We start from the raw sequence: 14496 nt of genomic DNA on the forward strand, positions 1-14496 counted from the left end.
GGGGGGCGCGCCCCAGCCCCCCCCCCCCCCGCCCCGCGGCCCCCCCCGGGGGGCCGGGGGGCCCCCCCCCACGGCCGTACCACCGAGCGGGCCGCCGGGGAGTTCACCGCGCTGCCCCCGCACGCGGCCGCTCTTCAAAGGCACTTCGCCTTCGCCTGGCGGGCGATGGACGCCTTCTACGAGGAGGACGACCGCATCCTCGGCCACGCCGCGGACCCCCAGTCCGGAGTCACCCCGCGCTGGTACGTTCCGCGGGCCGACATCGACGAGACGTGGCTGCGCGCCGCCGACGGCCAGACCTTCTGCCCCTGCAAGGGCCTGTGCGACCACTACGGCATCGGCGAGGCGCGTCGCGCCGCGTGGACGTACCGCGACGCGTACCGGCAGGTCGACCTGGTCAGCGACCTGGTGTCCTTCGAACCGGACAAGGTGGAGGTCTCTCTCGACGGCAGGCCGCTGCGCCTCGAACCCGGTCAGAACGTCGTCCCCCACGGCATCGACCGAGGCATGGACGCCCACGAGGCCGCCTGAGACGCACCGCCCCGGCAGCCCTGCGAACACCCGCAACGTACGACGTCCCGGCCGCCGGCCCGGCCCGATCCTCCGGTGTCACGTCACCCCCCATGCGCCTTTCGTGCAACGGCACGCCCCGAACGTGCAGGAGTTCACACGCCCGTAACCCGCACACTCGGTGGCCAGGCACAACCGTGATTGGACCGACACGCGGAGGCGATGGACCCATGCGGACGTTCGTGCACACTTCCCATCCGGCACGGGTGATCTTCGGTCCCGGCACTGTCGGGGAACTCGCCGAAGAGGTACGGCGGCTCGGCGGTTCCCGGGTGCTGCTGCTCTCCAGCCCACCGCTCGCGGACGCGTCGGCGCGGGTCCGGGACGCTCTCGGCGGCCTGCTGGCGGCGGAGTTCGACGGCGCCGCCATGCACACGCCGACCGAGGTGACGGAAGCGGCGCTCGCCGTACTGAGGGAGGCGGGGGCCGACTGCCTCGTGTCCGTGGGCGGCGGCTCGACCACGGGCCTGTCCAAGGCGCTCGCGCTGCGCACGGACCTGCCCCAGGTCGTCGTACCGACCACGTACGCCGGATCCGAGGTGACCCCCGTGCTGGGGGAGACGCGTGACGGGCTCAAGGTCACCCAGTCCTCGGCCGCGATCCTGCCCGAGACCGTCGTCTACGACGTGGACTTCACACTCTCCCTTCCGCTGCCGATGTCGATCACCAGCGGTGTGAACGCCATGGCGCATGCCGTGGAGGCCCTGTACTCCCCCGACGCCGACCCGGTCACCGACCGGCGGGCCCTCGACGCGATCTCCCTCATCGCCCGGGCGCTGCCCCAGCTGGCGGCCGACCCCGCGGACCACGTGGCCAGGGCCGACCTGCTGCAGGCAGCCTGGCTCGCCGGCACGTGCCTCGCGACGGTGGGCATGGGCCTGCACCACAAGCTCTGCCACACCCTCGGCGGCAGCTTCGGCCTGCCGCACGCCGAGACACACACCGTGATCCTTCCGCACGCGATGGCCTACAACGCGCCCGCCGCCCCGGACGCCATGCGCCGTATCGCCCGGGCACTGGACGTGCCCGACGCACCGAGCGGCGTGTACGACCTGATCGCCTCGCTGGGCGGGCCGACCTCGCTGCGGGATCTGGGCATGCCCGAGTCCGAGCTGGCCCGCGCGGCCGGGTCGGCCGTGGCGACGCCGTACCCGAACCCCCGGGAACTGACCGCCGAAGGCGTCGAGAGCCTGCTGGCCGACGCCTGGCACGGCCGCCGCCCCCGGGAGTCCGACACCACCGACGCCACGACGGCCCGGCTCACGCATCAGGTCGTGGCGAGCTTCGCGCAGGCGCCCGACGCCCGTGTCCGCACCCTGCTCACCGCCCTCGTACGGCACCTGCACACCTTCGTGTCCGAGCAGGACGTCACCGAGACGGAATGGCAGTACGCGATCGACTTCCTCACCCGGACGGGAGAGGTGTGCGGCCCCACCCGGCAGGAGTTCGTGCTGCTCTCGGACGTGCTGGGGGTCTCCAGCGCCGTGGACCTGCTGACCAACTCCCGCACCCCCGACACCACCCCGTCCGCCGTCCTCGGCCCCTTCTACGTGGAGGGACCGCCCGAGGCGGAGCACGGCAGCGACATCTCCGGAGGCCTGCCCGGCACCCCCCTGTGGGTGGACGTCCGCATCACCGACACGGCCGGCGTGCCGGTCAAGGACGCCGTCGTGGACGTGTGGCAGTCCAACGAGGACGGCTTCTACGACGTCCAGCTGCCGGAGCTGGACGGCCCCGTCCTGCGGGCGCGGCTGCGCAGCGACGCCGAGGGGCGGCTCACCTTCTGGTCGATCCTGCCCTCGGAGTACCCGATCCCGCAGGACGGCCCCGTGGGACAGATGCTCGCGGCAGTCGGCCGCCACCCCTACCGGGCGCCGCACCTGCACTTCATGATCGACGCGCCCGGCCACCGCCGGCTCGTCACGCAGCTGTTCGTGGCCGGCGGCTCCTACCTCGACAGCGACACCGTGTTCGGCGTGAAGGACCAGCTCGTCGTCGACTTCGCCCCGCAGCCAGGCCCCACCCCGGACGGCCGGAGCCTCGACGGGGAGTGGCGCCGCCTGGACCACGTCTTCCGCATCGCCCCCCTGACAGACTGACCGAGGAGAAGGCCACTCATGACCCGCACGGACACCTACGACACCGACGTCCTCGTCGTCGGCAGCGGCCCCGCCGGGGGCTCGGCCGCCCTGTTGCTGGCCACCTACGGCATCCGCACCCTCCTCGTCACCAAATACGGCTGGCTCGCCAACACGCCCCGGGCGCACATCACCAACCAGCGCACGATGGAGGTCCTGCGCGACCTGGGCGTCGAAGCCGAGGCTCTGGCGCAGGGCAGCCCGTCCCACCTCATGGGGGACACGGTGCTGTGCACCGCGCTCACGGGCGAGGAGATCGGCCGGATCCGCAGCTGGGGCACGGGGCCCGGCTCCCTGACCGAGTACGCGTCGACCAGTCCCTGCGAGATGATCGACCTGCCGCAGACCTACCTCGAGCCGATCCTCACCACCAACGCCGCGGCCCGCGGCGCCAAGGTCCGCTTCGACACCGAGTTCCTGAGCCTCACGCAGGACGAGGACGGGGTCACCGCCCTGCTGCGCGACCGGATCCGCGGCGACGAGTTCACCGTACGGGCCCGCTACCTGATCGGCGCCGACGGCGGACGCAGCACCGTCGCCGAGCAGATCGGCCTCCCCATGGACGGGCGCATGGGCAAGGCCGGCAGCATGAACATCGTCTTCAAGGCCGACCTCGCCCAGTACTGCGCCCACCGCCCCAGCGTCCTGTACTGGGTGCTGCGGCCCGGCGCGGCGACCGGCGGCATCGGCATGGGCCTGGTCCGTATGGTCCGGCCGTGGAACGAGTGGCTGCTGGTGTGGGGCTACGACATCGAGCAGCCGCCGCCCTCGGTGGACGAGGAGGAGGCGCGCCGGATCGTACGGGATCTGATCGGCGCCCCGGACCTGCCCGTGGAGATCACGTCCACCTCGCTGTGGACCGTCAACCATACCTACGCCTCGGCCTATTCGTCCGGGCGGGTGTTCTGCATGGGCGACGCCGTGCACCGCCACCCGCCGTCCAACGGGCTCGGCTCCAACACCTCGGTCCAGGACGCGTACAACCTGGCCTGGAAGCTCGCCATGGTCGTGCGCGGCGAGGCCGAACCGGAACTGCTGGACAGCTACTCGGCCGAACGCGCCCCCGTGGGGCGGCAGATCGTCGAACGCGCGAACCTCAGCCGCGACCAGTTCGGACCGGTCTTCGAGACGCTCGGCGTCGGCGCCGACAGCGACGAGCGGACCATCGCCGAGGGACTCGCCGCACTGCGGGCCGGCACCGCCGAGGGCGCCAAGCGCCGCCGGCTGCTGGAGGACGCGATCCAGCTCAAGAACTACGAATTCAACGCGCACGGCGTTGAGATGAACCAGCGCTACGTCTCCGGCGCGGTCCTCGCCGACGACTCTCCCGCCGAGCACCGGCAGGACGACCCGGAGCTGGTGTCCCGTCCCACGACCCGCCCGGGCGCCAAGCTGCCGCACGCCTGGCTCGTGGACGGCGGGGGGCAGCGGCTCTCCACGCTCGACGTCGTCGGCAAGGGCGAGTTCACTGTGCTGACCGGATTGTCGGGCGGGGTCTGGGAGGCGGCGGCGGAAGCCTGCCGCGCCGAACTCGGCATACCGCTGCGCCACGTGCGCATCGGCGACGACGACTCGCGTGACGCCTACGGCGAATGGAGCAGGGTGAGCGAGACGCCCGAGGACGGGGTGCTCCTGGTGCGCCCGGACGGCTACGTGGCCTGGCGTCGCGGCACCGCACCGGAGACCGCCGCGGAGGCACGGGACGAACTGCGCGCCGCGCTGCGCCGGATTCTGGGGCGGTGACCATGGACAAGCAAGTGGCCACGGCCGCGCAGGCCTTGGCAGACGTCACGGACGGACAGTCCTTCGCCGTCGGCGGGTTCGGACTGAGCGGTGTCCCGGAGGTGCTCATCGGCGCGCTGTACGAGTCCGGCGCGGGCGACCTCACTGTCGTGTCGAACAACTGCGGCGTCGACGGGCGCGGTCTCGGCGTGCTGCTGGCGGCAGGCCGCATCAGCCGGGTCACCGGCTCCTACATCGGTGACAACAAGGAGTTCGCCCGCCAGTACCTGGCAGGTGAGCTCGAGGTCGAGCTGATTCCCCAGGGCACGCTCGCCGAGCGCATGCGGGCGGGCGGCAGCGGCATCCCGGCGTTCTTCACACCCGCCGGTGTCGGTACCGCGGTGGCGGAGGGAGGCCTGCCGTGGCGGTACGCCCCCGACGGCTCGGTCGCGGTCGCCTCACCGCCCAAGGAGGTGCGGGTGTTCCACGGCGTCGAGCACATTCTGGAACACGCCGTCACCACCGACTACGCCCTCGTCCGTGCCGCCCGCGGCGACCGGCACGGCAACCTCGTCTTCCACCGGGCGGCCCGCAACTTCAACCCGCTGGCCGCCATGGCCGGCCGCATCACCGTGGCCGAGGTGGAGGAACTCGTCGAGCCGGGCGAACTCGACCCCGACGAAATCCACCTGCCCGGCGTGTTCGTCCAGCGGGTCGTGGCACTGACCCCGGAGCAGGCGGCCGACAAGGGCATCGAGAAGAGGACGGTACGCGAGCGATGAGCTGGAGCAGACAGGAGATGGCGGCACGCGCCGCACGTGAACTGCGCGACGGCGACTACGTGAACCTCGGCATCGGGTTGCCCACGCTGGTGGCTGACTTCCTGCCGGCCGGCGTGGACGTCGTCCTGCACTCCGAGAACGGCCTGCTCGGTGTCGGACCGTACCCGGCGCCGGACGAGGTCGACCCCGACCTGATCAACGCCGGCAAGGAAACCGTGACGGTGGTGCCCGGGGCGGCGTTCTTCGACTCGGCGCTGTCCTTCGGCATGATCCGCGGCGGCCACATCGACACCGCCGTCCTCGGTGCGCTGCAGGTCTCGGCAGGCGGCGACCTGGCCAACTGGGCCGTCCCGGGAAAGATGATCAGAGGCATGGGCGGCGCCATGGACCTCGTGCACGGCGTGGGACGGGTCGTCGTGCTGATGGAGCACACCGCGAAGGACGGCAGCTCCAAGATCGTCGACGAGTGCACGCTCCCGCTGACGGGACGGGCCTGCGTCGATCGCGTCATCACCGACCTGTGCGTGCTCGATGTCACCCCGCAGGGACTCGCACTCGTCGAGACAGCGCCGGGCGTGACGGCGGAGCAGGTCGTCGACCGCACGTCCGCATCTCTCATCGTGAGGAGCCCCCGATGATCGAACAACCGCGTGACGTCTACATCGTCGACGCCGTACGCACCCCCTTCGGCCGATACGGCGGCGCACTGTCCGGCGTACGCCCCGACGACCTGGCCGCCGGCGTGCTGCGCGCCCTCGTGGAGCGCAGTCCCGGCCTCGACCCGGCCCGCATCGACGACGTGCTGTTCGGCAACGCCAACGGAGCCGGCGAGGACAACCGGAACGTGGCGCGGATGGCCGTCCTGCTGGCGGGCCTGCCCGTCAGCGTGCCCGGCGCCACCGTCAACCGGCTCTGCGGCTCCGGCATGGAGGCCGTGGTCCAGGCGGCCCGCGCCATCGCCCTGGGCGACGCCTCCGTCGCCGTGGCCGGCGGCGTGGAGTCCATGAGCCGCGCCCCTTGGGTGCTGCAGAAGCCGGACCGGCCCTACCCGGCTAAGGACCAGCAGCTCCACTCCACCACCCTGGGCTGGCGGATGGTCAACCCGCGGATGCCGCGGGAGTGGACGATCCCCCTCGGCGAGAGCGCGGAGCTGGTGGGCGCCAAGTACGGCGTGACGCGCGCGGAGCAGGACGCCTTCGCGCTGGCCAGCCACACCAATGCCGCCGCCGCATGGCGCGACGGCCTCTACGACGGCGAGGTCGTCGCCGTCGACGGCGTGGACCTGCCGCGCGACGAGGGCATCCGCGACACCACCTCCCTGGAGGCCCTGGCGAAGCTGAAGCCGGCATTCCTGCCCGACGGCACCATCACGGCCGGCAACGCCTCACCGCTGAACGACGGCGCGTCCGCGCTGCTCCTGGCCGACGAGGAGGGGCTCGCGGCGATCGGCCGCGAACCGCTTGCCCGGGTGCGGGCGGCGGCGGTCACGGGCATCGAGCCGCAGTACTTCGGACTGGGCCCGGTGGACGCCATCCGCAAGGTCCTGGCCAAGGCGCGGGTCGACGCGGCCGACCTGCGCACCGTCGAGCTCAACGAGGCCTACGCGGCCCAGGTGCTGTCCTGTCTGGCGGCGCTGCCCGAACTCGACCGGTCCGTCGTCAACCCGCGTGGTGGCGCCATCGCGATCGGACACCCGCTGGGCGCCTCCGGGGCCCGTGTCGCGGGCGCGGTCGCCCACCAGCTGGCCGCGGCCGGCACGGGAACGGGTCTGGCGGCGCTCTGCATCGGGGTGGGACAGGCGCTGGCGCTGGTGCTGGAACGCTGAGCGGGGAAGGGTGAGAGGGCGGTCGCCGCCCTCTCACCCCTCGCGGCGCACGACGGCCGGGGTGGTGCCCAGGCGGGCGCGCATCACCCGGGTCAGGTGCTCCTGGTGGGAGAACCCGCACGCGATGGCCACCTGCCCGATGGGCGCCGACCCGGTGCGCAGCAGCCGGGACGCGTGTTCCAGGCGCAGGCGCAACACGTACTGGTGCGGGGACTGGCCCGTACTCGCGCGGAACTGGCGCGTGAACTGGCTGACACTGAGCGAGGCGGCGGTGGCCAGATCCGCGATCGGCAGCGGCTCGGCCAGGCGTTCCCCGATGAGGTCCCGCACCGCGGTGAGCTGCCGGTCGGAGAGTCCGGAGCGGACCGGCCCTCGCTTCGCCGGTCGCGCGGCGTGCCGCCGGGCGAGCTGTGCGGCGAGCATGCCGGTCAGATGGTCCACGTACGTGCGGGCCGACGGCTCCCAGCGGCGCACCGCGACATCCAGCGCGATCATGAGCTGCTCGGCGAGCGGATCGGTGGAACCCAGTTCCTCGGACAGCTGGACGGGCCGCCCCTCGTTGGCCTCGCGCAGCGCCTGGTCCGTGAGGTAGGCGTGCACTGTCTCCAGGGGGCCACCCAGCTCGACGCTGAGCTCCCGGCCGACCGGCTGCAGGAACAGTCCACCGGCGGGAACGGTCCGCGACCGCGCCGCGCTGCCCTCACCCCGGCGCACGGTGACCGGTCCGCTCAAGTGCAGGATGAGCAGATGGGTGGGAGCGGGGTCGAACCTCGCCCGGTAGGACTGCTCCTTCTGCGCGGACAGATAGAGGTGCTCCCACCCGAGCCCCGCGCTGCTGTACCGGGGCCGCACACCGGGCAGGCGAAGCATCCCCACCGTGTCGGTCAGTCCGAGCTCTGCCACGGTGCGACCTCCTCGGGCACCACCAAGCTGGTTGAATGCTAAATCATACCCGACGGGCCCGGAGCCGACCGCGCATTGATCCCCATACTGGATCAAAATGGACGCAACATACGGCCATACTGCGGAGGCGCGGCGATGCACGGTGACGCCGAGAACGACGAGGACCTCATCGAAGAGCGTGACCGGTACGACGGCGAACCCGACGCCGAGGACGATGACGAGTACGACGAGTCCGGGCCGTACGACGAGGAGCCGGACGGCGGGTGGACCGGTGCCCGGGTGGCGGCCGACGCGGACCCCGACGTCTTCCTCGATGTCCCCGTACTGAAGGTCGACGAGATCGACCTGGAGGTCGACGACCTGCGAGCGCGTGTCTCCCTGCAGGCCGAGGTGCTGGACCTGCTGAAGCTGAACGTGGGTGCCGACGTCTCGCTCGGCCGGGTGCACCTCGGCATCTCAGGGGTCGAGGCGCAGGCGCAGCTCAGGGTGCGTCTGGACAATGTCGCCACGATCATCAACCGGGTGCTCACGACGCTCGATCGCAACCCGGAGATCCTGCATGAGCTGGCGCGCGGGGTCGGGTCGGCCGTGCAGGACGTCGGTGGCGGGGCCCGTCAAGCTGTCGGCGAGCTGGGTACGGGTGCCGGAAGAGCCGTCCAGGATGTGGGGCAAGGTGCCGGGGCCGCCGTCCAGGACGTGGGCCGGGGTGCGGGTGCTGCCGTACGGGATGTGGGCCAGGGGGTCGGCTCCGTGGCGAAGGACGTCGCCCAGGGGGCTGGAAGAGCTGTGGGGGACGTGGGCAGTGGCGCCGGGCGCGCGGTGGAGGGCGTCGGTCACGAGGCGGGTCAGGCTGTCGGAAGGGTGGGTGAGGGGCTCGGCGACACCACCGGAGGTGTGGTCGAGAAGGCTGCGGACGTGACGGACACCGCGGACGAAGTGGTAGGGGAGGCGGGCCGCGCTCTCGAGGACGGACCCGACGCGGCGGGCGGCAGCGCACCCGGAACCGAGTCGGCCGAACGGAGCACGGCGCGCAGGCCCGCCGAAGGCCGGGGCCGGGCCGCCCGGAGTCAGGGCGCCACCCGCACGCGCAGGGTGCGCGGTGAGGACGGGAAGCTGCCGCCGCGGACCAGTCGCCGTCGCACCATCGACGAGCGTGAGGAGCCGCCCTGAACGACGAGCGGGGGAGATGAGCGCCCAGCAGGAGACATCTCGTTCCGGTCGACGGTCCACGCCGAACGGCTCCGCTTCACGGAGGAACCCCGCACCGCGGTCCGCTTCCCAGGCGCCGGGGAGCGGGAGTCGATGAGCCACAGCGACCGGACGCACCTTCCCGGCAGGGTCGTTCCCGGTCGGGATTACCACGACGTCACCGTCGCCTACCGTCTCGCGACCGGGCTCACCGGTGAGCCGAGGACGAACGGGTAGGCGCCGACGGCATGGCCCGGCGCGGAGCCGGCTGGCCATGTGTGCAAAACCCGGTCCGATCTCGCCGTCGCCCCCTCGGTGTGCCGCCGTCGCGTACGTGCGCCCCCCTTGCACTCGGCCCACAGCTTTCACTTAAGGTTAGGCTCGCCTAATTGTTCAAAGCTGGACCACAGCAAGGAGCACCTCCCATGCCACTTCGGCGCCGCGGCTCAGCCGTAGTCACCCTCGCCCTCGCGGCCGCGCTCTCCCTCACGGCGTGCGGCAGCGGTTCGTCCGGGAAGGGCGACAGCGCGTCCACCGCGGCCGGGTCCGGTGCCAAGGACTCGAAGTCGGTCGCCATGGGCGGCGAGGACTTCGCCGACGCGGCGAAGAAGACAGCCGAGCTCGGCACGGACGCCAAGCCCGGCGAGTGGCCGCGCACGATCGAGCACGCGATGGGCAGCACCGAGATCAAGGCCGAGCCCAAGCGCGTGGTAGTGCTGGACGTCGGCGAGCTGGACAACGTTGTTTCCCTCGGCGTGAAGCCGGTCGGCCTGGCTCCGAGCGAGGGCTCGCCGGAACTGCCCTCATACCTCAAGAAGGACGCGGGCACGCCGGCGAACATCGGCACCATCAACAGCCTCAACCTCGAGGCGATCGCGGCCCTCGAGCCGGATCTGATCCTGGGCAGCCAGCTGCGCGCCGCCGCTTCGTACGACGAGCTGTCGCAGATCGCGCCGACCGTCTTCTCGATCCGCCCCGGCTTCACGTGGAAGGAGAACTACCTCCTCAACGCCGCCGCGCTGGACAAGACCGCGCAGGCCAAGGCGAACCTCGCCGCGTACGACAAGCGCGTGAAGGCGCTGGGTGCCGAGCTGGGCGCCGACAAGCCGAGCGTGTCGATGGTCCGGTACATGCCCGACGGAGTCGTCCGGCTCTACGCCAACAACTCCTTCATCGGCACGATCCTGAAGGACCTCGGCATTCCGCGGCCGAAGAACCAGGACATCGAGGACCTGGCTGCCGAGGTCAGCGCCGAGAACATCGATCAGGCCGACGCCGACTGGATCTTCACGGGCGTCTACGGCGACCCGAAGGCCACGGACAAGAGCAAGGCCCAGGGCAACCCGCTGTGGAAGAACCTCAAGGCGGTCAAGGCGGGCCACGCCTACGACGTGCCGGACGAGACCTGGTACCTGGGCCTCGGCGTCATTGCTGCCGACGCGGTGCTCGACGACCTCCAGAAGTACCTGGCCGCCTGACGAACCTGGTAAGAGAGAGTGAGCCCGGCGGATGCCGCCATCCACCCCCACCCGTCGCCGGGCCGCTTGGCTGCTGGCCGGCGCCGCGATGCTGCTGGTCGCCGTACTGCTGAGTCTCGCCGTGGGCAGTCGCCAGATCGCGCCCGGCGAGGTGATCCAGGCACTGCTGCACGGCGGCGACAGCGACGACGCCCAGGTCGTGCGGGCGTTGCGGACCCCGCGCACGGTCGTGGGCCTGCTGGCGGGCGTCGCGCTCGCGCTCGCCGGAACGGTGATGCAGGGCATCACCCGCAACCCCATCGCTGAACCAGGCATTCTCGGTGTCAGCCAGGGCGCGGCGGTGGGTGTGGTGTGCGCGATCGCCTTTTGTGGCGTGCACTCGATCAACGGCTATGTCTGGTTCGCCTTCGCGGGCGCGGCGCTGGCGGCGGTGGGCGTGTACGCCGTCGCCAGCGGTGGACGGGGCGGGGCGTCGCCGGTCAAGCTCGCACTCGCGGGTGCGGCGATGAACGCCTTCCTCGCCGCCCTCGTATCCGGGATCGCCACCACCAACGCCCGTGTCCTCGACGAGTTCCGCTTCTGGCAGGTCGGTTCGATCAGCGGGCGAGGCAGCGAGGTCATGGGCCAGATCTGGCCGTTTCTGCTGGCCGGACTGGTGCTGGTCGCGGCGATGGCTCGTGGCCTCGACGCACTCGCCCTGGGCGACGATGCCGCCAAGGCCCTTGGGCACAACGTCGGGCTGATGCGCCTGCTCGGCGCGCTGGGCGCGACCGTGCTCACGGGCGCGGCGGTGGCCGCGGTCGGCCCGATCGCGTTCATCGGCCTCGCCGTACCGCACATCGCCCGCGCGCTGGTGGGTACCGCGCACCGCTGGGTGCTCCCACTGGCCGCGCTGCTGGGCCCGGTGATGATCCTCGGCTCGGACGTCCTCGGCCGCATCGTCTTCCCGCCTTCGGAGGTTCCGGTCGCCGTCATGACCGCCCTGATCGGCGTCCCGTTCCTCATCGCGCTCGTCCGGCGCCGGACGGTGGTGGCCGCATGAGCCGTATGAACGCATCGAGCCGCACCGAGTTCATTGCCGAAAGCCCCGGGCAACCCGTCGTCGCCGCCGAACAACCCGTGGCTCATCCGGCCGGCCGCGCAGTTCGCCCCGCCGGGCACGCCGTGCTGCGCGGCGGCCGGGCCAGCTTCCTGGTCCACCGGCGGGCAGTCGTCGTCGCCGCGGCGCTGGCGGTGTTGCTCGCGTCTGCGGTGGTCGCGTACCTGTGCGTGGGCGAGTCCTTCGTCCCACCCGCGGAGGTGGTCCGTGTGCTGTTCGGGCGACCGAGTCCCGACGAGTTGGTGGTGGGCACGCTGCGCCTGCCCCGACTGGTGGTCGGACTCCTCGCCGGAGCCGCGTTCGGCCTCGCGGGCGCACTCGTGCAGACCGTCGCACGCAATCCACTCGCCAGCCCCGACGTCATCGGTGTCACGCACGGCGCCGGAGCGGCCACGGTCGCCGCGCTGGCCTTCAACGCCGTCGCCGCCGACGCCCTTCCGTACGTATCCGTCGCGGGCGGCGTCGTGGCAGCGCTGCTGGTCTATGTCTTCGCATGGCGGCGCGGACTCCAGTCCTCCCGCTTCGTGCTCGTCGGCATCGGTGTGTCGGTCGCGCTCGGCTCGCTGACACAACTCTTCCTCACCAAGGGCGACTACTTGGTGGCCCAGCAGGCGAAGGTATGGCTGACGGGCTCCCTCAACAGTCGCGGTTACGAGGAGGCCGGCCCGCTCGCGCTCGTGATGTTGCTCGGCGTCCCGGCAGCCTTGTGGGCGGCACGGGCACAGCGCGGCGCGGCGTTCGACGACGACACGGCGACCGCCCTCGGCGTGCGCCTGAACCGGGTACGGCTCGGGCTGACCGCGCTCGGTGTCGTCCTGGCGTCGGTCGCGACCGGAGCGGTGGGCCCGGTCGACTTCGTCGCCCTGCTCGCCCCGCAGATCGCGCGCCGGCTCACCCGCACGGCCCAGATCCCACTGCTGTCCTCGGCGTTGACCGGCTCGCTGATCGTGGTGGTCGCCGACCTGCTCGGCCGCCGTATGTTCGCCCCGATCGAGCTGCCGGTCGGAGTCCTCACCGCCGCGGTGGGCGCTCCGTATCTGATGTGGCTCATCGTCCGCACCCGTAGCCGTTCCGGAGGCACCTCCTCATGAGTCGTCCGCCCGTCAGCCGCCTCGCGGCGCGCGATCTGACCCTGGCGTACGAGGACCGCACCGTGGTCGAGGGCCTCGACCTGGAGATACCCGACGGCAGGGTCACCGTCGTCGTCGGTCCCAACGCCTGCGGCAAGTCCACCGTCCTGCGCGCGCTGGGCCGCCTTCTGAAACCGCGTGGGGGCTCCGTGCTGCTGGACGGCGCCGAACTCGCCAGCGTCCCGGGCAGACAGATCGCGCGGACCATCGGTGTCCTGCCGCAGTCCCCGACCCCGCCGGACGGCATCACCGTCGCCGACCTCGTCGCCCGTGGCCGCCAGCCGCACCAGAAGTGGTGGCAGCAGTGGTCGGAGGCCGACGAGCGGGCCGTCGCCGAGGCGCTGGCGCACACCGACACCGCCGACCTCTCCGACCGCCCGGTGGACGAGCTCTCCGGCGGCCAGCGGCAGCGCGTGTGGATCGCGATGGCCCTGGCGCAGGACACGGAACTGCTGCTGCTGGACGAGCCCACGACCTACCTGGACATCGCTCATCAGGTGGAGGTGCTGGACCTGGTCCGTCGGCTCAACCACGAGCGTGGCCGCACCGTCGTCGCCGTCCTGCACGACCTCAACCAGGCCGCTCGCTACGCCGACCACCTCGTGGCCATGAAAGCCGGCCGCATCGTCGCCCAGGGGCCGCCGGACGAGATCGTGACCGCCGAGCTGGTCCGTGACGTCTTCGGCCTCTCCTCCGTCGTGGTCCCCGACCCCGTAACGGGTGGTCCCCTGGTCGTCCCCACCCGCACCTGGCAGCCCCTGCTTGCGCACGAGCCCCAAGCTCGCTGATCGTCCCTTGCCGCTCGCCTGCTTCCTATGACCTGGCGTCGTCGCCGGCCGTAGCGATGGCTGCGTCGATGAGCGTGACGGCGATGGCACGCGCATACGCCGCGGGTTCGGTGCTGTTGAGGGCGGTGCTCCGCGCCGCCGCGCCGTCGTAGAGGAGCGCGAGCTGCTCGCCGAGCTCCTCCGGCGCCCGGGCGCCGGCCTGACGGGCCAGGTCGGCGAGCCGCCGGGCGAACTCGGACTTGTAGGCGGCCGCGAGCCGGTGGGCCGGGTGCTCGGGGTCGGGGATCTCGACGGCCGCGCCCAGGAAGGGGCAGCCCCGCAGGGGCCTGCCCGACACCTCCGGACGCCGGTCGAAGACGGCGAGCAGTTGTTCGCGCGGGTGGTGACCCGCTTCCGCCGAGGCCGCGCCCACCGGGAGCAGATCGTCCTCGAGACCGCTCAGGTAGGCGTGGACGAGCTCGTCCTTGCCGGCGAAGTGCGAATACAGCGTGCGCTTGGAGACGTTGGCGACCGTGCACAGCTGCTCCATGCCGGTGGCGTTGACTCCTTGGGCGATGAACAGCTCGGTGGCCGCCTTCAGGATCCGCTCCCGGGCGCCGCGGCCACGGCGGCGTACGGGGGATGGCGCAGTGCTCATAACTTGAGGATACCGATCGTTGTACATAACCGGAGTCCTGAGCTAGGGTCGAGGGGTAAGTAAACCGATTGGTGTGGTTAAGGGTGGACGCACTCCCGTCGATCGGCGCCCCCCGTCACCCGTCTCTGTTCCGGAGAAACGGTCATGTCCTCATCCCCAGCAACGGCCGGCGCCGCTGAGGCCGCGACGCCGCCGCGGGTCCCCGAAGCGCGCGACCCAGGCCACCGAGAGCCGCG

13 protein-coding genes are annotated in these 14496 nt (G+C 71.8%); 11 read left to right on the top strand and 2 right to left on the bottom strand.

Translation table 11 applies throughout. From position 1 onward, the window contains the following. Nucleotides 1-165: 165 nt before the first annotated feature. The 6 genes from ACFV6X_RS32805 to ACFV6X_RS32830 all read left to right on the top strand — a co-directional run bounded on the left by ACFV6X_RS32805 (nt 166) and on the right by ACFV6X_RS32830 (nt 7037). Nucleotides 166-531, top strand: coding sequence for a DUF427 domain-containing protein (locus ACFV6X_RS32805; protein WP_385389810.1), 366 nt, complete (start codon nt 166-168; stop codon nt 529-531). A 209-nt stretch (nt 532-740) separates the two neighbouring features. Next, nucleotides 741-2669, top strand: a complete 1929-nt coding sequence (locus ACFV6X_RS32810; protein WP_385389812.1) for a maleylacetate reductase and hydroxyquinol 1,2-dioxygenase domain-containing protein — start codon at nt 741-743, stop codon at nt 2667-2669. Between the two features lie 18 nt (nt 2670-2687). Next, nucleotides 2688-4451 (top strand): FAD-dependent oxidoreductase, encoded by a 1764-nt coding sequence (locus ACFV6X_RS32815; RefSeq protein ID WP_385389813.1) that lies wholly within the window; start codon nt 2688-2690, stop codon nt 4449-4451. Nucleotides 4452-4453: 2 nt separating this feature from the next. Further along, on the top strand, nt 4454-5212 hold the full coding sequence (locus ACFV6X_RS32820; RefSeq protein ID WP_385389815.1) for a CoA transferase subunit A: 759 nt from the start codon (nt 4454-4456) through the stop codon (nt 5210-5212). Next, nucleotides 5209-5850, top strand: a complete 642-nt coding sequence (locus ACFV6X_RS32825) for a CoA transferase subunit B (RefSeq protein ID WP_385389816.1) — start codon at nt 5209-5211, stop codon at nt 5848-5850. Before ACFV6X_RS32820 ends, ACFV6X_RS32825 begins: the two co-directional genes overlap by 4 nt. Further along, complete coding sequence (locus ACFV6X_RS32830; RefSeq protein WP_385389818.1) at nt 5847-7037, top strand: thiolase family protein; 1191 nt, start codon at nt 5847-5849, stop codon at nt 7035-7037. The genes ACFV6X_RS32825 and ACFV6X_RS32830 overlap by 4 nt, the downstream gene beginning before the upstream one ends. Before the next feature lie 33 nt (nt 7038-7070). Here ACFV6X_RS32830 and ACFV6X_RS32835 read toward each other — a convergent pair whose 3' ends face one another. Further along, nucleotides 7071-7940, bottom strand: coding sequence for a helix-turn-helix domain-containing protein (locus tag ACFV6X_RS32835; RefSeq protein ID WP_385389819.1), 870 nt, complete (start codon nt 7938-7940; stop codon nt 7071-7073). A 135-nt stretch (nt 7941-8075) separates the two neighbouring features. Here ACFV6X_RS32835 and ACFV6X_RS32840 point away from each other — a divergent pair, with 135 nt between their 5' ends. The 5 genes from ACFV6X_RS32840 (at nt 8076) to ACFV6X_RS32860 (ending at nt 13623) form a co-directional block, all read left to right on the top strand. After that, nucleotides 8076-9110, top strand: a complete 1035-nt coding sequence (locus tag ACFV6X_RS32840; RefSeq protein WP_385389821.1) for a hypothetical protein — start codon at nt 8076-8078, stop codon at nt 9108-9110. A 443-nt stretch (nt 9111-9553) separates the two neighbouring features. Next, entirely contained in the window at nt 9554-10606 is a 1053-nt protein-coding gene (locus tag ACFV6X_RS32845) for an ABC transporter substrate-binding protein (RefSeq protein WP_385389823.1), read from the top strand. Between the two features lie 31 nt (nt 10607-10637). Continuing rightward, nucleotides 10638-11648 carry a FecCD family ABC transporter permease gene (locus tag ACFV6X_RS32850; RefSeq protein WP_385389825.1) on the top strand — a complete coding sequence of 337 codons (1011 nt, stop codon included), beginning with the start codon at nt 10638-10640 and terminating at the stop codon, nt 11646-11648. A 5-nt stretch (nt 11649-11653) separates the two neighbouring features. Next, nucleotides 11654-12796, top strand: a complete 1143-nt coding sequence (locus ACFV6X_RS32855) for a FecCD family ABC transporter permease (RefSeq protein ID WP_385389874.1) — start codon at nt 11654-11656, stop codon at nt 12794-12796. Beyond that, nucleotides 12793-13623 carry an ABC transporter ATP-binding protein gene (locus tag ACFV6X_RS32860; protein WP_385389826.1) on the top strand — a complete coding sequence of 277 codons (831 nt, stop codon included), beginning with the start codon at nt 12793-12795 and terminating at the stop codon, nt 13621-13623. Before ACFV6X_RS32855 ends, ACFV6X_RS32860 begins: the two co-directional genes overlap by 4 nt. Nucleotides 13624-13648: 25 nt before the next feature. Here the strand turns inward: ACFV6X_RS32860 and ACFV6X_RS32865 are convergent, their stop codons facing one another. Then, nucleotides 13649-14260, bottom strand: a complete 612-nt coding sequence (locus ACFV6X_RS32865) for a TetR/AcrR family transcriptional regulator (protein ID WP_385389828.1) — start codon at nt 14258-14260, stop codon at nt 13649-13651. Nucleotides 14261-14496: the final 236 nt, after the last annotated feature.

Source organism: Streptomyces sp. NPDC059861, assembly GCF_042731435.1.
In the GTDB taxonomy this organism is placed as follows: domain Bacteria; phylum Actinomycetota; class Actinomycetes; order Streptomycetales; family Streptomycetaceae; genus Streptomyces.